The organism is Actinomyces haliotis, from assembly GCF_015355765.1.
Lineage (GTDB): Bacteria > Actinomycetota > Actinomycetes > Actinomycetales > Actinomycetaceae > Actinomyces > Actinomyces haliotis.
In genome coordinates, this window is the sequence record NZ_JACWNA010000007.1 from 67368 (window position 1) to 85275 (window position 17908).

The 17908-nt window shown below is 72.5% G+C and carries 16 protein-coding genes and 2 tRNA genes; 9 read left to right on the forward strand and 9 right to left on the reverse strand.

The features are described 5' to 3' along the window. Nucleotides 1-134 precede the first annotated feature (134 nt). Both arsA and arsD read right to left on the reverse strand, forming a co-directional pair. Nucleotides 135-1922 (reverse strand): arsenical pump-driving ATPase, encoded by a 1788-nt coding sequence (arsA, locus tag IXW69_RS05335; RefSeq protein WP_194785331.1) that lies wholly within the window; start codon nucleotides 1920-1922, stop codon nucleotides 135-137. A 35-nt stretch (nucleotides 1923-1957) separates the two neighbouring features. Further along, the gene (gene arsD, locus IXW69_RS05340; protein ID WP_194785332.1) at nucleotides 1958-2365 is read right to left on the reverse strand and encodes an arsenite efflux transporter metallochaperone ArsD; all 408 of its coding nucleotides are present in this window, start codon (nucleotides 2363-2365) and stop codon (nucleotides 1958-1960) included. Nucleotides 2366-2497: 132 nt separating this feature from the next. Between arsD and IXW69_RS05345 the strand changes: the two genes are divergently transcribed. After that, nucleotides 2498-2869 carry an ArsR/SmtB family transcription factor gene (locus tag IXW69_RS05345; RefSeq protein ID WP_194785333.1) on the forward strand — a complete coding sequence of 124 codons (372 nt, stop codon included), beginning with the start codon at nucleotides 2498-2500 and terminating at the stop codon, nucleotides 2867-2869. Beyond that, entirely contained in the window at nucleotides 2859-3317 is a 459-nt protein-coding gene (locus tag IXW69_RS05350; RefSeq protein ID WP_194785334.1) for an arsenate reductase ArsC, read from the forward strand. The genes IXW69_RS05345 and IXW69_RS05350 overlap by 11 nt, the downstream gene beginning before the upstream one ends. Nucleotides 3318-3398: 81 nt before the next feature. On the opposite strand, the gene IXW69_RS05355 is transcribed toward IXW69_RS05350, so the two are convergent. Together IXW69_RS05355 and IXW69_RS05360 are read right to left on the reverse strand one after the other, a co-directional pair. Then, nucleotides 3399-3471 (reverse strand) — tRNA-Val (locus tag IXW69_RS05355). 86 nt (nucleotides 3472-3557) lie between these two features. Beyond that, entirely contained in the window at nucleotides 3558-3962 is a 405-nt protein-coding gene (locus tag IXW69_RS05360) for a DUF3052 domain-containing protein (RefSeq protein WP_194785335.1), read from the reverse strand. Nucleotides 3963-4326: 364 nt separating this feature from the next. Here IXW69_RS05360 and aceE point away from each other — a divergent pair, with 364 nt between their 5' ends. After that, nucleotides 4327-7083: a pyruvate dehydrogenase (acetyl-transferring), homodimeric type gene (aceE, locus tag IXW69_RS05365; RefSeq protein WP_194785336.1), complete on the forward strand. Its 2757-nt coding sequence runs from the start codon at nucleotides 4327-4329 to the stop codon at nucleotides 7081-7083. A 178-nt stretch (nucleotides 7084-7261) separates the two neighbouring features. Here the strand turns inward: aceE and aspA are convergent, their stop codons facing one another. Continuing rightward, complete coding sequence (gene aspA, locus IXW69_RS05370) at nucleotides 7262-8773, reverse strand: aspartate ammonia-lyase (protein ID WP_194785337.1); 1512 nt, start codon at nucleotides 8771-8773, stop codon at nucleotides 7262-7264. A 281-nt stretch (nucleotides 8774-9054) separates the two neighbouring features. On the opposite strand from aspA, the gene IXW69_RS05375 reads away from it, so the two are divergent. From IXW69_RS05375 to IXW69_RS05390, 4 genes are all read left to right on the forward strand, one after another. Further along, nucleotides 9055-10227, forward strand: coding sequence for a PucR family transcriptional regulator (locus IXW69_RS05375; protein ID WP_194785338.1), 1173 nt, complete (start codon nucleotides 9055-9057; stop codon nucleotides 10225-10227). 10 nt (nucleotides 10228-10237) lie between these two features. Next, nucleotides 10238-11161, forward strand: a complete 924-nt coding sequence (locus IXW69_RS05380) for an ACP S-malonyltransferase (RefSeq protein WP_323745193.1) — start codon at nucleotides 10238-10240, stop codon at nucleotides 11159-11161. Nucleotides 11162-11283: 122 nt separating this feature from the next. Further along, nucleotides 11284-11535, forward strand: coding sequence for an acyl carrier protein (locus IXW69_RS05385; protein ID WP_194785340.1), 252 nt, complete (start codon nucleotides 11284-11286; stop codon nucleotides 11533-11535). A 1-nt stretch (nucleotide 11536) separates the two neighbouring features. Further along, entirely contained in the window at nucleotides 11537-12796 is a 1260-nt protein-coding gene (locus IXW69_RS05390; protein WP_323745189.1) for a beta-ketoacyl-[acyl-carrier-protein] synthase family protein, read from the forward strand. Between the two features lie 119 nt (nucleotides 12797-12915). On the opposite strand, the gene IXW69_RS05395 is transcribed toward IXW69_RS05390, so the two are convergent. The 3 genes from IXW69_RS05395 to IXW69_RS05405 form a co-directional block, all read right to left on the reverse strand. Further along, nucleotides 12916-13464, reverse strand: coding sequence for a type 1 glutamine amidotransferase domain-containing protein (locus IXW69_RS05395; protein WP_194785341.1), 549 nt, complete (start codon nucleotides 13462-13464; stop codon nucleotides 12916-12918). Between the two features lie 239 nt (nucleotides 13465-13703). After that, nucleotides 13704-14204: a DUF3145 domain-containing protein gene (locus tag IXW69_RS05400; protein ID WP_194785342.1), complete on the reverse strand. Its 501-nt coding sequence runs from the start codon at nucleotides 14202-14204 to the stop codon at nucleotides 13704-13706. A 232-nt stretch (nucleotides 14205-14436) separates the two neighbouring features. Then, nucleotides 14437-14928, reverse strand: a complete 492-nt coding sequence (locus IXW69_RS05405) for a peptide deformylase (RefSeq protein WP_194785343.1) — start codon at nucleotides 14926-14928, stop codon at nucleotides 14437-14439. Between the two features lie 60 nt (nucleotides 14929-14988). Here IXW69_RS05405 and IXW69_RS05410 point away from each other — a divergent pair, with 60 nt between their 5' ends. Continuing rightward, nucleotides 14989-15630 carry a hypothetical protein gene (locus IXW69_RS05410; protein ID WP_228524834.1) on the forward strand — a complete coding sequence of 214 codons (642 nt, stop codon included), beginning with the start codon at nucleotides 14989-14991 and terminating at the stop codon, nucleotides 15628-15630. A gap of 92 nt (nucleotides 15631-15722) precedes the next feature. Continuing rightward, nucleotides 15723-15797: transfer RNA gene (locus IXW69_RS05415), tRNA-Asn, on the forward strand. Nucleotides 15798-15881: 84 nt separating this feature from the next. Here IXW69_RS05415 and dnaG read toward each other — a convergent pair. Beyond that, nucleotides 15882-17906 carry a DNA primase gene (gene dnaG / locus IXW69_RS05420; protein ID WP_194785344.1) on the reverse strand — a complete coding sequence of 675 codons (2025 nt, stop codon included), beginning with the start codon at nucleotides 17904-17906 and terminating at the stop codon, nucleotides 15882-15884. Nucleotides 17907-17908 lie beyond the last annotated feature (2 nt).

Consider the following 17908-nt stretch of genomic DNA (forward strand, 5'->3'; position numbering starts at 1 on the left):
TGGGTGTCCCGAGCGATGACCTTGGTGCGACCCGGGGCATGGGCAGTGTACCGATCGGCTGGGCGCGCTCGGAGGACGGGAGTCACACGCGGGGCAGACGGTTCGGTTCCGACGGCTCGCGCCGTCCCTCCGCGTCACGCCGTCGGCCTGGTGAGCGCCTCGAGCCGGTCGCGCCCCACGGGCTCGTCGACCTGGGTCGGGATGACCGCCAGGCGGCGGGCCCGCGCGCGCACCCGCTCGATCTGCGGGCCCTCCGCCGCGGCCCGGCGGGCGAGCAGCGGGGAGGTCGGCCGGGCTGCGGCGAGTGAGCCGTTAACGACCCAGGCCCACGGGGTGATCCCGGCGCGTGCGAGGTCGTCGCTGAGGGCCTCGGCCTCGGTGACCGGCGTCGTCTCGGGCAGGGTGACCACCACGACCCGCGTGTGCTCCGGGTCCTGGAGCCGCATGAGCGGCGTCGTCGCGGTCCCTCGACGCTCGGGGTCGAGGTGTCGCAGGACGTCGCGGTGGTAGGAGCCGGTCGCGTCCATGAGGAGGAGCGTGTGCCCGGTGGGGGCGGTGTCCATGACGACGAACTGGTGCCTGGCCTGGTTGACGGCACGGCTGAACTGCTGGAAGACGGCGATCTCCTCGGTGCACGGGCTCATGAGGTCCTCGCGCAGCGCCTCCCGCCCCGCCTGGTCGAGGTGGGCGCCCTTGGAGGCCATCACGGAGTCGCGGTAGGCGCGTGTAGCCTCCTCCGGGTCGATGGCGTCGACGGTGAGGTGCTCGAGCTCGTCGTCGAGGGTCTGGGTGAGATGGGCGGCGGGGTCGGTCGTCGTGAGGCGGACGTCGTGACCGCGCTCGGCGAGGGCGACGGCGATCGCGGCGGCCACGGTCGTCTTGCCGACGCCGCCCTTGCCGACGGTCATGACGAGTCCGTGCCCGGCCTCCTCGAGCTCGTCGACGAGGGTACCGAGTCCGGGGGCAGGCAGGTCCGGGAGCAGGACGTCGGGCTCCGTCGTTCCCGTGGCCACTGCCGGTACCGAGCCCTCCTCGGAGAGGAGCTCATCGAGGGCGTCGAGTCCCACGAGGCTCGAGGCGCGCAGCGGCACGAGGTCCGTCTCAAGCTCGCGCAGGGGCTCGGGCACGGCCGCGAGCGCCTTCTGCTCGCGCGCGCGGACGGCACGGTGCAGGGGGTCGTCGCTCCCATCGTCGGACGCCTCGGGCAGGACGGCGTTGACGACGAGGTTGCTCGCGCGGACGCCGATCTCGGCGAGCTCCGCCTGTGTGCGGGCGACCTCGCGCAGGGCGCCGCGCTGAGCCCGGGCGACGAGGACGAGGCGGGTGACGGCGGGGTCGGTGAGCGCCTCGACGGCGGCCCGGTACGTGGCGCGGTTGCGGTCGAGGCCGCTCATGGGACCGAGGCAGGAGGCGTCGCCCTTGCCCTTGTCGAGGAACTCGGTCCAGCTGCCGGGCAGCTCGAGCAGACGGATGGTGTGCCCGGTGGGGGCCGTGTCGAAGACGACGTGGTCGAAGCCGGCCGTCTCCTCCGGGTCCGCGAGCAGTCCCGCGAACTCGTTGAAGGAGGCGATCTCCGTCGTGCAGGACCCCGAGAGCTGCTCCGTGATCGTGGCGATCTCAGTGGCGGGCAGGAGGCGGCGCACGGGGGCGAGGATCCGCTCGCGGTAGGTCTCGGCCGCCGCGGCCGGGTCGATCTCGATAGCCGACAGGCCAGGGACTGCCGTGACGGGGGTGATCCTGTTGCCGGCCGGCGTCCCGAGGACCTGGGCGACGTTGCTCGCGGGGTCCGTCGAGACGAGGAGGACGCGCCGTCCGGCCCGGGCCAGGGCGACGGCCCCGGCGCAGGCGAGCGACGTCTTGCCGACGCCGCCCTTCCCGGTGAGGAAGAGGTGGCGAGGAGGGTCGGTGAGGAAGCGGAGCACAGCGGGTCCTTCGTCGTGAGGCGTGGCGGGGTGGCTCAGCAGCAGCCCTCGGAGCCGCAGCAGCCGCCGCTGGACCGGGTGACGTCGGTGACGGCGAGGAGCAGGGTGCCCGTCCCGGCCACTGCGGGTGCGGGGGCGGCGTCGAGGCCGGCCCACCGGGAGAGCTCCTCGCGGCTGGGGTACCGGCCCGTGAGGACCGTGACGCCGTCGACGACGGTGAGTGGCAGGCCCTGAGAGCCCGCGGTCTGCAGGAAGGCGAGGGCCGTCGGGTCCGCGGTAAAGGCGGCGGGGTCCGAGGCGAGGTTGGCGCGCTCGACGTCGCCTCCGGCGTCCCGAACGGCTCCGAGCGCGGCGGTGAAGTCGATGAGCGACTGGTCGACGTCGGGGCCGCACACCCCGGTGTTGCAGCACAGGGCGGGCTCGAAGACGCGGACGGCGGGCATGGGGACCTCCTGGACGAGCGCCCTGACGCCTCATGGGAGGCAGGCGCCCGAGATCGACGCTGATCGATATCGACTGACGGCACAACGCTAGAAGTCATATCGACGTTCGTCAATATGCGTTAGCCTCGCCCCGTGACAAGCACCCCCCTCGCGCTCGCCGAGGCCCCTCGAACCGCCCGGGTCACCCCCTCGGTGACCCCCGACGCGGACGCGCTCCTCCCCGCCCTCAAGGCGCTCGCGGACCCCGTCCGCCTGCGGATCGTGCTCCACATCGCCGGCACCTCGACGACGGTGTGCGCCTGCTCCATGCCGCAGACCTTCGGCGTCAGCCAGCCGACGATGTCCCACCACCTCAAGCGCCTCGTCGAGGCGGGGCTCCTCGACCGGGAGATGCGCGGGAGCTGGGCCCACTTCTCGATCCGACCCGAGGGCTTCGCCGCGCTCTCCGCGCTCACCGGGGCGCTCACGAGCGCCCAGCCGCAGGAGTGCTGCGATGCGTGCTGAGTCCAGCGCGACCGGCGCCGCCGGCTCCCCGAGGACCGTTGACGAGACACGTCGTCCCTCCGTCCTCTTCGTGTGCGTCCACAACGCCGGGCGCTCCCAGATGGGCGCCGCCTACGCGCGCGTCCTGTCCGGCGGACGGGTCGAGGTCCGTTCCGGCGGCACGGCGCCCGCCAACGCCGTCAACCCGGCCGTCGTCGCCGCGATGGCGGAGGAGGGCATCGACCTCACCGCGGAGCGCCCCAAGGTGCTCACGGACGAGGCGGTCGACGCCTCGGACGTCGTCATCACGATGGGCTGCGGGGACGCGTGCCCCGCCTACCCCGGCACGCGGTACCTGGACTGGGTGCTCGAGGACCCCGCCGGCCGGCCGCTGGAGGACGTTCGTCCCATCCGCGACGAGATCCGCCGGCGCGTCACGGAGCTCCTCGAGGAGCTCCTCGGTCACTGACCGCTCGTACCCGCAGCTGCTGTGGGCCTTCACCGGCCACGTCGGGGCGACGACGCTGCGGGCGCCGCAGCTCCCCTGAAGTGGACCCGGCCGGGTTCGAACCGACGACCGACGCGGTGTAAACGCGTTGCTCTACCAGCTGAGCTACAGGTCCTGACCGGCTCCGCTACGTGAGCCGGACGCGATCGGCGGGGCAGCCGGCGCGGGCTCACCGCCCGCCCGCGACCTCCGCGCCCGACCTCAGTGCCGCTTGGAGACCACCCGGGTCCCGGCCCAGGACGAGCCCATCGCCGCGGCGGAGGTGGCGTGCATGCCGGCCGTCCGGGCCGCCTCCTCGATCTCGAAGGCGTCGACGGCGCCCGCGGTGCGGGCCTTGGGGGTGAGCACCCAGATGAGCCCGTCTCCATCCAGGTTGGCCTGCGCGTCCACGAGGAGGTCGGTGAGGGCGTCGACGTCGCCGTCGTCAGCCCGCCACCACACGATCGCGGAGTCCGCGACGTCCTCGTAGTCCTCGTCGACGAGCTCCGTCCCCGTCTCCGCGGTCGCGGCGGAGCGCAGCGTCTCGTCGACGTCGTCGTCGTAGCCGAACTCCTGGATGATGAGGCCGGAGGCGAAGCCGAAGGCCGCGCCCGGTGTGCTCGTCACTGTGTCCACTCCGTCCCTGGGACCATCGCCCCTATCTTCCGCGCGTGCGCGCGCACCGACCCCTGCGGGCCGACTGGCACTACCCCACCCCAAGGCGGCCGCCCTGCGCAAGCGAACACGCGTAACGCTGCGCGAACGTCACCTCGACCGCAATCCGGTCCGATGACGGTGAGGCGGCCCCGGTGCCCCACCTCACAGACCAGATGGGACTTTCCTCCCCTCTGAGGAAGACTCCGGGCCCGGTGAGCCCGTAGATTGGAGGGGTCAGATCCAGGTGGCCCCGGCGCCGTCAGAGCCGCGGAGCCCGACCACCAGTCCCGGCACCGCCGGCCACCACCGCACAGACGCGAGGAAGAAGGAATCCGTGAGCCCCACAAGCGACTCGGCGCCGCTCATCGACGGCCTCCTGACCAAGGTCAACGACAACGACCCTGAGGAGACCAAGGAGTGGCACGACTCCCTCGACGCGCTCATCCAGGAGAAGGGCGGCCCTCGCGCCCGCTTCATCCTCCTGTCGATGCTCGCCGAGGCCCGCAAGAAGAACGTCACGCTCCCGGCCCAGACGACCACCCCCTACGTCAACACGATCGACGTCGAGGACGAGCCCTACTTCCCCGGCGACGAGGACGCGGAGCGCACGTACCGCCGCTGGCTGCGCTGGAACGCCGCGGTCCAGGTGACCCGCGCGCAGCGCCCCGGCATCGGCGTCGGCGGCCACATCTCGTCCTACGCCTCGACGGCCACCATGTACGAGGTCGGCCTCAACCACTTCTTCCGCGGCAAGGACCACCCGGGCGGCGGCGACCACGTCTTCTTCCAGGGCCACTCCGCGCCGGGCAACTACGCCCGCGCCTTCATCGAGGGCCGTCTCACCGAGGACGACATGGACGGCTTCCGTCAGGAGTACTCCCACCCCGCCGCCACCGGCGGCCGCGGCCTGCCGTCGTACCCGCACCCGCGCCGCATGGACGACTTCTGGGAGTACCCCACCGTCTCCATGGGCCTTGGCCCCTCCGAGGCCATCTACCAGGCCTGGTTCGACCGCTACCTCCAGGGTGCCGGCCTCAAGGACACCTCGCAGCAGCACACCTGGGCCTTCCTCGGCGACGGCGAGATGGACGAGCCCGAGTCCCGCGGCATGCTCCAGCTCGCGGCGAACCAGCAGCTCGACAACCTCACCTTCGTCGTCAACTGCAACCTCCAGCGCCTCGACGGCCCGGTCCGCGGCAACGGCAAGATCGTCCAGGAACTCGAGGCGAGCTTCAAGGGCGCCGGCTGGAACGTCATCAAGGTCCTGTGGGGCCGCGGCTGGGACCAGCTCCTCGCGGCGGACAAGGACCACGCCCTCGAGCACCTCATGATGGAGACCCTCGACGGCGACTACCAGACCATGAAGGCGAACGACGGCGCCTACGTCCGCGAGCACTTCTTCAACAAGGACCCGCGCACGGCCGCCCTCGTCAAGGACTGGACCGACGACGAGATCTGGGCCCTCCATCGCGGCGGCAACGACTACCGCAAGATGTACGCCGCCTACAAGGCCGCGATGGAGCACAAGGGTCAGCCGACCGTCATCCTGGCGCAGACCGTCAAGGGCTACCTGCTCGGCTCCCACTTCGCGGGCCGCAACGGCACGCACCAGATGAAGAAGCTCAAGCTCGACGACCTCAAGGGCCTGCGCGACCGTCTGCACATCCCGTTCACGGACGAGCAGCTCGAGGCCGACCCGTACAAGCCGCCGTACTACAAGCCCGCGGACGACGACCCGGCCCTGCTCTACATGCTCGAGCGCCGCAAGCAGCTCGGCGGCTTCATCCCGGAGCGTCGCGACGTCGGCGCCGAGCTCGAGCTCCCCGGCGACAAGACCTACGTCGGCCTGGCCAAGGGCTCGGGCAAGCGCGAGGTCGCCAGCACGATGGCCTTCGTCCAGCTCCTCAAGGAGCTCATCAAGGACAAGAACATCGGTCGCCGCTTCGTCCCGATCGTCCCCGACGAGTCGCGCACCTTCGGTCTGGAGTCCCTCTTCCCGACGAAGAAGATCTTCAACACGCTCGGCCAGAACTACACGCCGGTCGACGCCGACATGATGCTCTCGTACCGCGAGTCCGAGCACGGCCAGGTCATGCACACCGGCATCAACGAGGCCGGTTCCGCCTCGCTGTTCCAGGTCGCGGGCACCAGCTACGCCACGCACGGCGTGCCGATGATCCCCGTCTACATCTTCTACTCGATGTTCGGCTTCCAGCGCACGGGCGACCAGTTCTGGGCCGCCGGTGACCAGCTGACCCGCGGCTTCGTCATCGGCGCCACCGCCGGCCGCACGACGCTCACCGGTGAGGGCACCCAGCACATGGACGGCCACTCACCGCTCCTGGCCTGGACGAACGACGCCTTCGTCTCCTACGACCCCTGCTACGCCTACGAGATCCGCCACATCGTGCGCGACGCCCTCGAGCGCTGGTACGGCCCCGACTCCGGTCGTGACCGCAACAAGATGTACTACCTCACGGTCTACAACGAGCCGATCATCCAGCCGGCCGAGCCGGACGACGTCGACGTCGAGGGCATCCTCAAGGGCATCCACAAGATCGCCGACGCCCCCGCCGGTGACGGCCCCGAGGTCCAGCTCCTCGCCTCCGGCGTCGGTGTCCCGTGGGTCATCGAGGCCCAGCACCTCCTCTCCGAGGAGTGGGGCGTGCGCGCCTCCGTGTGGTCCGTGACCTCCTGGTCCGAGCTGCGCCGCGAGGCCCTCGAGGTCGAGCAGGCGAACTTCCTCCACCCGGAGGAGAGCCGCACGCCGTACCTCGTCGACAAGCTCGCCGGCGCGGAGGGCCCCTTCGTCGCCACGAGCGACTACGACCACGCGGTGCCCGACCTCATCCGCAAGTGGGTCCCGGGCGACTACCACGTGCTCGGTGCCGACGGCTTCGGCTTCTCCGACACCCGCGCCTCGGCGCGCCGCCACTACCTCATCGACGCCGAGTCGGTGACGGTCAAGGCGCTCCAGGCCCTCGTCGAGCAGGGCAGGCTGAACCGCTCCGTCCTCTCCGAGGCCGTCACGAAGTACGACCTCGAGAACGTCAACGCCGGCACCTCCGGCGACCAGGGCGGCGAGGCCTGAGCCACGGCTCGGACGACCGCACCGGGCCGGGTGACCGGCTGAAGCGACGAGGGGCGGGCCCCGGAGGATCTCTCCTCCGGGGCCCGCCCCTCGTCGTACGCGCCGTCACCGGACGCTCCCCTGGAGCCGTCCGTGCGGCGGGGCCTCACTCCAGGATCGGCGGGCCCCGCCATGAGCGTCAGTCGTCGGCCGCCGCACCACCGGCCGCGGCGGTCACCTCCTCGGCGGCGTCAGGGGTCGTGCCCGTGCGCACCGTCGGGTCGGCGCCCGAGTAGTAGGACATGTCGCGGTAGCGCGGCCGCAGGAGGTTCTCCGGGCTGAGCAGGTCATCGAGGGTCTCCTCGTCCAGGAGGCCCATCTCGAGGACGACCTCGCGCACGTTCCGCCCCGAGCGGGCGCACTCGCGCCCCACGAGGTCGCCGTTGTGGTGGCCGATGACCTCGTTGAGGTAGGTGACGATGCCGATGGAGGACAGGACGTTGTTGCGGCAGACCTCCTCGTTGGCCTCGATGCCGATGACGCAGAGCTCTCGCAGCGTCCGCATGGCGTTGATGAGCAGGCTGATCGACTCGAAGGAGGTCTGCGCGATGACGGGCTCCATGACGTTGAGCTGGAGCTGGCCGGCCTCGGCCGCGAAGGTGAGGGCGACGTCGTTCCCGATGACCTTGAAGCAGACCTGGTTGACGACCTCCGGGATGACGGGGTTGACCTTGGCCGGCATGATCGAGGAGCCCGCGGCGCGCTCAGGCAGGCGGATCTCGCCCAGGCCCGCGCGGGGACCGGAGGACAGCAGTCGCAGGTCGTTGCAGATCTTGGAGAGCTTGACCGCGAGGCGCTTGATGGCCGCGTGCATCGAGACGTAGGCGCCGGTGTCGCTCGTCGCCTCGAGGAGGTTGGTGGCCCCCTTGACGTCGAGCCCGGTGATCTCGCTCAGGTGCCGCACGACCGTGGCCTGGTAGGCGGGCGGGGTGTTGAGCCCGGTGCCGATGGCGGTGGCGCCGAGGTTCACCTCGAGGAGCAGGCCGGAGTTGGCGCGCAGGCGCGGGATCTCCTCGCCGAGGAGCACGGCGAAGGCCTCGAACTCCTGGCCGAGGCTCATCGGGACGGCGTCCTGGAGCTGGGTGCGTCCCATCTTGAGGACGTCCTTGAACTGGACGCCCTTGGAGGACAGGGAGTCGATGAGCCGCTCGAGCTCGGCGATGAGGGCCTCGACGAGCTGGTGCAGGCTGATGCGAAACCCCGTCGGGTAGGCGTCGTTGGTCGACTGGGACTTGTTGACGTGGTCGTTGGGGTTGATGACGTCGTAGCGGCCCTTGGCGCAGCCGAGGTGCTCGAGGGCGAGGTTGGCGACGACCTCGTTCGTGTTCATGTTGACGCTCGTCCCGGCTCCGCCCTGGAAGACGTCGATCGGGAACTGGTCCATGCAGCGGCCGTCCTCGAGGATCTGGTCGCAGGCCCAGACGATCGCGTCGGCCTTCTTCTCCTCGAGCGCGCCGAGCTCCTTGTTCGCCAGGGCGGCGGCCTTCTTGACCTGGACCATGCCTCGCACGAAGGCGGGCTCGTCGCCGATCGTGGCGCGCGAGATGCGGTAGTTCTCCCGAGCTCGCAGCGTGTGAACGCCCCAGTACGCCTCGAGCGGGACCTGACGGGCACCGAGGAGGTCCTCCTCGCTGCGGGTGGCCTGTGTCATCGTGGATCCTCCGTGGATCGGTCGCGTGAACCGTGGTGCGGCGCCGCCTCCTCGTCGAGGCGGGCCGGGCTCGGCCGGACGCGACGGCGTCGGCGCGTGCCCGCCGCTCAGGTTACAGGCATGTTTCGCGTTCGGGGAGTCCCCAGCCCACCGCGAGTCGGACCGACGCGTGCCGCGACCGGGTGACCTTCCCACACCGTCTGAGAGCCCTCCGTGGATAGGCGCGGACTGCCCCGATCACCCACACCGCGGTCACTCGGCATGCCGATACGATGCCGGACATGGACGAGCTGAGCACCCCCGCGGTGGAGGCCCTGCGCCGCGCGCAGACCTCGATCATCGAGCACTCCCTGGACCGCATCAGCGCCAGCCACTCGTGGTACCGGACCCTCCCGGTCGAGCCCCGGAACCAGATCGAGGCAGTCGCCTCGCTCGGCGTCACCATGTTCGTGGACTCCGTCGCCGACCCGAGCGCCGACGTCTCTCCCGGCCGGATCTTCTCCGTCGCCCCCGAGAGGCTGACCGGCACGATCACCCTGGGGCAGACCCTCGCTCTCGTGCGCTCCGTCCTCGACGTCATCGTCGAGGAGGCCCCCGAGGCCGTGCCCGAGGAGGACCACGACCGCGTCGCCATCGCCGCCCTGTCCTTCGGCCGGGACATCGGCTTCACGGCCGCGGAGGTCTACGCCCGTGCCGCCGAGGCCCGCGGCGCCTGGGACGCCCGTCTCGAGTCCGTCGCCGTCGACGCCATGCTCCACGACGCCCCCGAGGACGCCGCGACCCGCGCGGGCACCGCCGGCTGGAACGGCACCGGCCCCGTCGTCACCATCGCCGCGAGGACGCCCGGCCTCGACGCGCTCGGGACGTCCCGGCTGCGCCACGAGTGCCGGCAGGCGACCGCCGACGTCCTCGTCTCCGTGCGCGGGGACTCGGTCATCATCGTCATCGGAGCCGCCTCCCCCGAGGACACCGACTGCGAGCGGGAAGTCGACCAGGCCGCCCTCACCATCGCGAAGCGCCTCGGCGGCCCCGCCGTCATCGGCCCGGTCGTGCCGACGGTCGCTCAGGCGGGCCGTTCGCTGCGCGCCGCCATCGCCGGTCTGCGGGCCCTGCCCGGGTGGCACGAGGCACCGAACCCCGTCCACGCCGACGACCTGCTCCCCGAGCGGCTCCTCGCGGGAGACGAGCTCGCCACGGAGCGCATCCTCGCCCTCGTCACGCGGCCCCTCCACGAGATGGGCGACCCCTTCGAGGAGACCGTGGCCACCTACCTGGCCCTCGGCGGCTCGCTCGAGGCCACGGCGCGCACGCTCTTCGTCCACGCCAACACCGTCCGCTACCGCCTCGGGCGCGTGAGCGAGCAGGTGGGCTGGGACGCGACCGACCCTCGCGACGGCCTCATGCTGCACCTCGCGATCATCGCGGGCCGCCTCGCCGAGGGACGGGAGGCCTGAAGTGCGCGCGGTGTTGTGCCCCGGACAGGGCGCCCAGAAGCCCGCGATGCTCGGGCCCTGGCTCGTCGACGAGGGCGCTCGCGAGCTGCTCGACGCTCTGTCGGAGGCGGCGGGCCTCGATCTCCTGCGGCTCGGGACCGAGGCCGACGCCGACGCGATCAGGCCGACGCAGGTCACCCAGCCTCTCGTCGTCGTCACGGGCCTCCTGTCCGCCCGCGCCGCCGAGCTGCTCTCCGACGAGGGCAGCGACCGGCCGAGCGGCACCGACTCCCCCGACGTCGTCGTCGCCGGGCACTCCCTGGGCTCGCTCACGGCCCTGGCGCTCGCCGGTGCGCTGACCCCCGTCGAGGCGGTCCGGCTCGCCGCCACCCGCGGCCGCGCGATGGCCCGCTGCGCCGCTGAGACCAGCGGCGGCATGGTGGCGCTCGTCGGCGGCGACCGCGACGCCGTCCTCGACGCCGTCCGCGCCGCGGGCCTCACGGCGGCCAACGTCAACGGCTCGACGCAGGTCGTCGCCGCGGGCTCGACGCCGGCGCTCGAGGCGCTCGTCGCACCGGCCGGCGTGCGCCACCTCCCGCTGGCCGTCGCAGGAGCCTTCCACTCCCCTCTCATGGCGGGTGCCGCCCCCGAGATCGCCGACGCCGTCGCCGCGCTCCCGGTCCGGGCTCTCAGCCGACCGTTCATCGACGACGCCGACGGCGTGCTCCACCCCGCTGGAGAGGACTCGGACGGGCTCCTCGAGGGGCTCGCTGACAAGGTGACTCGTCCGGTGCGATGGGACCTCGTCCAGGCTCGGCTCCTGGAGACCGGTACCGAGGCCGGCGTCGAGCTCGCCCCGGCGGGGGCGCTCGCGGGCATGGCACGACGCGACCTTCCTGGCATCGCGGTGACGCGCCTGCGCTCCGCCGAGGACGCCGCTCGTCTGGCCGCCTGAGCCGTCCTGCTCGCCCGCCGCGGACGACTGCTCCGCTGACCGCGCGCACGCCCCTGCGTGCGCCACAATGGGCTCCAGCCGGCGGCGCCCGCCGCCCACACCCCGGACCCAAGGAGCACACCATGGCCGACGAGACCACCGAGGTCCTCACCGCCATCGCAGACATCACCGCCGAGGAGGCCGGCACGGACGCCGCCTCCATCACGCGGGAGACCCGCTTCGCCGACGACCTCGACATCGACTCCCTCGGCCTGCTCACCATCGCCACCCAGGTCGAGGAGCGCTTCGGCGTCGTCCTCGACGACTCCCTCATCCCGACCCTGCCGACGGTCGGGGCCCTCGTCGACCTCGTCACCGAGCAGAAGCAGGCCTGACGTGGGCGCTGCGCCTGACGCGGCCGCCCTGCCGCGCCGCGCCGTCGTCGTCACCGGCCTCGGCACCACGAACCCGCTCGGCGGGGACACGGCCTCCACCTGGGCCGCGCTGCGCGAGGGCCGCTGCGCCGTCACGGCGCTCGACGAGCCGTGGGTCGAGGAGCACGGGCTCCCAGTCCGCGTAGCGGCCCCGCTCGCCGTCGACCCGGCCGGGATGCTCACCCCGAAGGAGCGACGGCGCCTCGATCGTGCCAGCCAGGTCGCCCTCCTCGCCGCGCGCGAGGCGTGGGCGCAGGCCGGCTCCCCCGAGGTCGACCACGAGCGTCTCGCCGTCTCCGTCTCGCCCGGCATGGGCCCGGTCCTCTCCGTCATGGAGGCCTGGGACGCCCTGAGGGAGAAGGGCCCGCGCCGGGTCCTGCCCACGGCCGTGCCCGCGCTCATGCCCAACGCCCCGGCCGCCACCGTCGGCATCGAGCTCGGCGCCATGGCCGGGATCCACGCGCCCGTGTCGGCCTGCGCCTCGGGCGCCGAGGCGATCGCCTACGGCGCGGACCTCATCGCGCTCGACCGTGCCGACGTCGTCGTCGCCGGCGGCACCGACGCTGCTCTGCACCCCATGACGGTCGCCGCCTTCGGCTCCATGCGCGCTCTGTCGACGCGCAACGACGACCCCACGACGGCCTCGCGCCCCTTCGCACCGGACCGGGACGGCTTCGTCCTCGGCGAGGGCGCCGGGGTCCTCGTCCTCGAGTCGGCCGCGCACGCGGCCGCCAGGGGCGTCGAGGTCCTCGCCGTCCTGGCCGGGGCCGCCGTCACGGCGGACGCCTACGACGTCGCCCGTCCTGAGCCGAGCGGCGAGCAGCAGGAGCGGGCGCTCCGCCTCGCCCTCGAGCGGGCTGGGATCGCTCCCGAGGAGCTCGGGCACGTCAACGCCCACGCCACCTCCACCCCGGCCGGCGACGTCGTCGAGGCCCGCGTCCTCGCACGCACCGTGCCCGGCGCGGCCGTCAGCGCGACGAAGTCGGCCACCGGCCACCTGCTCGGCGGTGCCGGCGGGCTCGAGGCCGTGCTCACCACGATGGCGCTGGCCGACGGCTGGCTGCCGCCGACGCTTCTGCCCGGTGGCCTCGATCCCGAGATCGTCAGGACGGGCCTCGACGTCGTCGGCCCCAAGGGCCGTGAGGCGCCCCGGCTGCGGGCAGCCGCCTCGACCTCCTTCGGCTTCGGCGGCCATGACGCCGTTCTCGTCCTCACCCGCTGACGGACCATGGGCCGGGACCACCCTCGCGCACAGCGGAGCGGGGCCCCACCCTCCCGGGTGGGGCCCCGCTCCGCCGCCCCTCGCACCCGGCACCTCGCGGGCACCGGGCTGAGGACCGCTCAGGCGCGCTCGGGCACCTCAGCGACGATCGCCGCAGCGAAGTCCTCGAGGTCACCGGGGGTGCGCGAGGTGATGAGCGTCCAGCCGTTCGCGGGGCTCACCTTGACCGACTGGTCCACCCACGTGGCGCCGGCGTTCTCAAGGTCGGGGCGGATCGACACGTACGAGGTGAGGGTCTTGCCCCTCACGACGCCGGAGTCGATGAGGATCCACGGGCCGTGGCAGACGGCGGCGACGGTCTTGCCCGCGTCAGCGAAGTCCTTGACCAGGCGACGCGCCGTGTCGTCGGTGCGGAGCGTGTCGGAGTTGACCGTGCCACCGGGGATGACGAGGACGTCGTAGTCGTCGGCGGACACCTCGTCGAGGGCGGTGTCGACGCCCTGGACGGACGCCCAGTCCTTGTCAGAGGTGACGGTCTGGGCGGGCTCACCCGTCGTGGACGCGACGGTCACGTCGAAGCCCGCCTCGCGAAGGGCGTCGCGCGGAGCGACGAGCTCGGGCTCCTCGATTCCGAAGTCGGTGACGGCGAAGAGTGCCTTGCGTGCCATAGGTACTGCCTTTCCGGGGGGGGGTGGTGCTGTCGCCGGTGCCAACAGCATCCGGCCGGGAGGATATTCCGACGCGGGCCCCGTGGGCACGATGAGCCGACACCAGCAGCCCGCCTGCGCCCCGGTCGGGGCCGCGGCACGGTGCGGGCGGGGCCCGTCCTCACGGCGAGGCCCACCGGCCACGACGATCCGTCCGGTGGCGCGAGCGGCCGCGGCGTGGTGGAGCCGACGACGGCCGCTCAGCCGACCCTGTGGAGCCAGCGCACGGGAGCGCCGGCACCGGCGTAGCGGAAGGGCTCGAGCTCGTCGTCCCACGCCTGCCCGAGGGCCAGGTCGAGCTCGCGGCGCATGACGGCGGGCTCGCTCGCGTGGAGCAGCGCGGCGCGGACGCGGTCCTCCGGCACGACGACGTTGCCGTGGACGTCCGTCTGCGCGTGGAAGATCCCGAGGTCGGGGGTGTGGGACCACCGTCCGCCGTCGGAGCCGGCGGAGGCCTCCTCAGTCACCTCGTAGCGGAGGTTGGCCCAGCCGCGCAGGGCGGAGGTGAGCATGGCGCCGGTCCCCACGGGGCCGACCCAGCTCGTCTCGGCTCGCATCATCCCGGGGGCCGCCGGCTGCTCGGTCCAGTCGAGGTGGACGCGACTGCACAGCACCTCGGCGGCGGCCCACTCGATGTGCGGGCACAGGGCACGGGGTGCGGAGTGCACGAAAAGGACACCGCGGGTGTAGGCACCGTTCACGATGAATCGCCTCCTGGTCGGTTCGAGATTCGCCTTCCCCAACGGTCTCGACCCGTACCGGGCTGTCACGTGACGCACGCGGCGTGCGGGGACATGGTTGCACCCGTCCCCGGGATGGTCCAGACGGCGCGCCGATGAGCGCACGGCCTGATCCCCAGGCGCGGCAGGGAGACGAGCCCAGCACCGCCGCCGACCGGCCGGCGCCACCCTCAGTGGTGCGGCGCCGTCGGTCTCACAGGCCCTGGGCCCGCAGCTCCTTCATCGCCTTCGAGCGGACCTTGCGCTCGAGGCGGTCGAGGTACAGGTGCCCCTCGAGGTGGTCGCACTCGTGCTGGATGCAGCGCCCCATGAGCTCCTCGCCCTCGACGACGACCTCCTTGCCATCCAGGTCGATCCCTCGGGCGCGGGCGTACCAGGCGCGCTTCGTCGGGAAGAAGAGGTCGGGGACGGACAGGCAGCCCTCGTCGCCGTCCTGGTACTCGTCCCAGTTGAGCTCGTCGAGGCGGGGGTTGAGGACGTAGCCGATCTCCCCGTCGATGTTCCAGGAGAAGGCGCGCAGGCCCACCCCGATCTGGTTGGCCGCGAGACCGGCGCGACCATCGTCGTCGACCGTCTCGAGGAGGTCCTCGACGAGGGCCTTGACGGAGTCGTCGATGTCGGTGATCCACTCGCACTCGGTGCGCAGGATCGGGTCGCCGATGATGCGGATGTCGCGGTAAGCCATGTTCCCATCCTCGCACGTCCGGGCGCACCGTCCCGTCCGCGCGGCGGCTACCCTGCCGCCATGTCCTCGTTCTCACGGCGCCTCGCGCGCCTCGTGCGCCTCGTGCCCGGCTCCTCCCGACGACGCCGCGTACCCGACGCCGAGCTGCCGTCCCGGATGTCGGCCCTCCTCCCCGACGGGGAGCGAGCCCTCGGCGCGGTCCCCATCGAGGAGGACGGGTCGCGGTGGGCAGTCGCCGGCGACCACCGCCTCATCGTTCTCAATGCCGACAGTGTCGAGGACATCCTCGGCTGGGACGAGGTCTCCCACGGCTCGTGGGACCAGGACACCCGGGTCTTCACGCTCGGCCTGCTGCGGCGCGATCCGCAGACGCGCCCGGCCGATCAGGAGGAGCTGCTGCTCACGGTTCCCAGGTCCCTGCGCTACATCGAGGCCGACGGCTCCAACCGCGCCCGCGCGGTCGCAGAGGAGCCCTTCGCGCGCGCCCTGCGCCACGGCGTCGACGGGGCGATCGTCCACCACGTCTCGGGGACCCTCCCCTCGGGGGTGCGGGCGACGGCAAGCGTCCGACGCGACCCCGACGGCGCCCTCTACACGGTGACGGACCCGGACGTCTCTGCGGTGACGAGCGAGGAGGACCGGACGGTGCTCGCGGGGCTCATCCGTCGGGTGAGCGATGGTGTGGGGCTGCCCACACGATGACCTTTCGGCGTCATCCCCGTCGCGGCACGGCGTGCGCCGATTCGACGGCAGCGCGGGGACCTTGCTAAGGTTCTACCCGCGCCGAGCGCGATTCCCGCGTAGCTCAATGGCAGAGCATCCGACTGTTAATCGGACGGTTACTGGTTCGAGTCCAGTCGCGGGAGCCACGGAAGCCTCCGGACCTCAGGGTCCGGGGGCTTCGTCGCGCGCGCGGCCGGGCCGCGCGCCGGCGCTCGGCGGGATCCGCTGTCTCAGACCTCGCGGGCCATCTGCTGGCGGCGGTTCTCGAGGCCCACGATCTCCTCGAAGACCTCGCGGTAGCCCTCGTCGTCGGGGCTCATGCGGCGGTGCCGGGCGCGCAGCTCAGCCAGACGACGGTTGACCCCGGTGCGCGCGAGCGCCCGCAGGACCCCGGAGGCGTAGCGGCGTGCCGCGTCGGGATCGGGCTGCCCGGACCCGGCGGCGTTGCCTCGCGGCACCGGCAGGGGAAGCGGCGCGACGGCGAGCTCGGTGACGGCGGCGCTCACCGGGCCGATGGCTCCGGCACGCACCTCCTCGATCCAGTGGATCGTGGCGCGCTGCGTCGCCTCTGCGGGAGCGATGCCGGCGGCCTGTGCGCGATCGACGAGCCCGGGCACCTCCGCGGCTCCCCCGGCGGCCTCGACGGCCTCGAAGACGGCACGGTGGATGGGCTGCGTGAAGGCGGAGGGGTCGAGGTCGTCCGCCCCGGCCTCGGCCGCGACGACGGGCATCTGGACGAGGACCTCAAGCGCCTGGCGCTCGAGGCGCGCGACCGGGTCGGTGACCGGGGGCAGGCCGGGTCCGGCGGTGGCGCCGTGAGCGCCCTCCTCCTCGTAGAGGTCGCCGCCATAGGGCTCCTCGGCGAGTCCCGGCCGGATGCCGCGGCGCTCAGCGGCGCGCACGGCACCAACCGCCTCGTTCTCCGGCAGGCCGACCCAACCGGCGAGGCGCCGCGTGTACTCGCGTCGCAGGGCGCGGTCCCGGATCCCGGCGACGACGGGGGCGGCGGCGCGCAGGCCCCGCACGCGCCCCTCGGCGGTGTCGAGGTCGATGTGGGCGAGCGAGGTCCTGATGACGAACTCGAAGAGCGGGACGCGCCGCGAGAGCAGCCGCGGGATCGCCTCATTGCCCTCGGCCATGCGCAGGTCGCAGGGGTCCATGCCGTGGGGGTCGACGGCGACGAAGGTCTGGGCGGCGAAGTACTGGTCCTCGCCGTAGGCGCGCAGAGCCGCCTTCTGACCAGCGGCGTCCCCGTCGAAGGTGAAGACGACCTCTCCCCCGCGCGCCCGGTTGCCGGCGATGACGCCGGCCGAGGGGTCCGCGCTGTCACCGAGGAGGCGGCGCACGATCTTGACGTGCTCCTCGCCGAAGGCCGTGCCGCACGTGGCGACGGCGGTGGTGACGCCGGAGAGGTGGGCGGCCATGACGTCCGTGTAGCCCTCGACGACGACGATCGAGCTGCTCCGGGCGATCTCCTTCTTGGCCAGGTCGAGCCCGTAGAGGACCTGGGCCTTGTGGTAGATCGCCGTCTCGGGGGTGTTGAGGTACTTGGGGCCCTTGTCCTCCTCCGAGAGGCGCCGGGCGCCGAAGCCGACCGTGGCCCCGGTGACGTCGCGGATCGGCCAGATGAGACGGTCGCGGAAGCGGTCGTAGACGCGCGAGCCGTTCTGACCGCCCTGGGAGCACAGACCGGACTCCACGAGCTCGCGCTCCGTGTAGCCGTTCGAGCGCAGGTGGTTCGCGAGGTTGTCCCAGCCGGCCGGGGCGTAGCCGCAGCCAAAGTGGGCGGCGGCCCGCCGGTCGAAGCCGCGGCCGGTGAGGAAGTCCCGGGCGGCCTGGGCGGCGGGCGTGGCGATCTGCTGGGTGAACCACTCCTGGGCGAGTCGGTTCGCGTCGAGGAGACGCTGGCGGGTGCCCGGCTCGACGCCACGACGGACCTTGCCCGACCCCTCCTCGTAGTGGAGCTGGACCCCGACGCGTCCGGCGAGGTACTCGACGGCCTCCGTGAAGGACAGGGAGTTGATCTTCTGGACGAAGGAGATGACGTCGCCGCCCTCCCCGCACCCGAAGCAGTGCCAGAGCCCCAGCTGGGGGCGGACGTGGAAGGAGGGGGTCTTCTCGTCGTGGAAGGGGCACAGGCCCTTCATGGACCCGACGCCGCCGCTCTTGAGCGTGACGTGCTCGCCGACGACGTCCTCGATCTTGGCGCGATCGCGCACCGCCTCGATGTCCTCACGCTTGATCAGTCCCGCCATGG

What these genes read in the sequence shown, in the direction of transcription:
- IXW69_RS05375 (WP_194785338.1), top strand. Translation starts at nt 9,055, where the DNA reads ATGGACGAGCTGAGCACCCCCGCGGTGGAGGCCCTGCGCCGCGCGCAG.
- aspA (WP_194785337.1), bottom strand. Translation starts at nt 8,773, where the DNA reads ATGACACAGGCCACCCGCAGCGAGGAGGACCTCCTCGGTGCCCGTCAG.
- dnaG (WP_194785344.1), bottom strand. Translation starts at nt 17,906, where the DNA reads ATGGCGGGACTGATCAAGCGTGAGGACATCGAGGCGGTGCGCGATCGC.
- IXW69_RS05405 (WP_194785343.1), bottom strand. Translation starts at nt 14,928, where the DNA reads ATGGCTTACCGCGACATCCGCATCATCGGCGACCCGATCCTGCGCACC.
- IXW69_RS05395 (WP_194785341.1), bottom strand. Translation starts at nt 13,464, where the DNA reads ATGGCACGCAAGGCACTCTTCGCCGTCACCGACTTCGGAATCGAGGAG.
- IXW69_RS05385 (WP_194785340.1), top strand. Translation starts at nt 11,284, where the DNA reads ATGGCCGACGAGACCACCGAGGTCCTCACCGCCATCGCAGACATCACC.
- arsD (WP_194785332.1), bottom strand. Translation starts at nt 2,365, where the DNA reads ATGCCCGCCGTCCGCGTCTTCGAGCCCGCCCTGTGCTGCAACACCGGG.
- IXW69_RS05350 (WP_194785334.1), top strand. Translation starts at nt 2,859, where the DNA reads ATGCGTGCTGAGTCCAGCGCGACCGGCGCCGCCGGCTCCCCGAGGACC.
- IXW69_RS05410 (WP_228524834.1), top strand. Translation starts at nt 14,989, where the DNA reads ATGTCCTCGTTCTCACGGCGCCTCGCGCGCCTCGTGCGCCTCGTGCCC.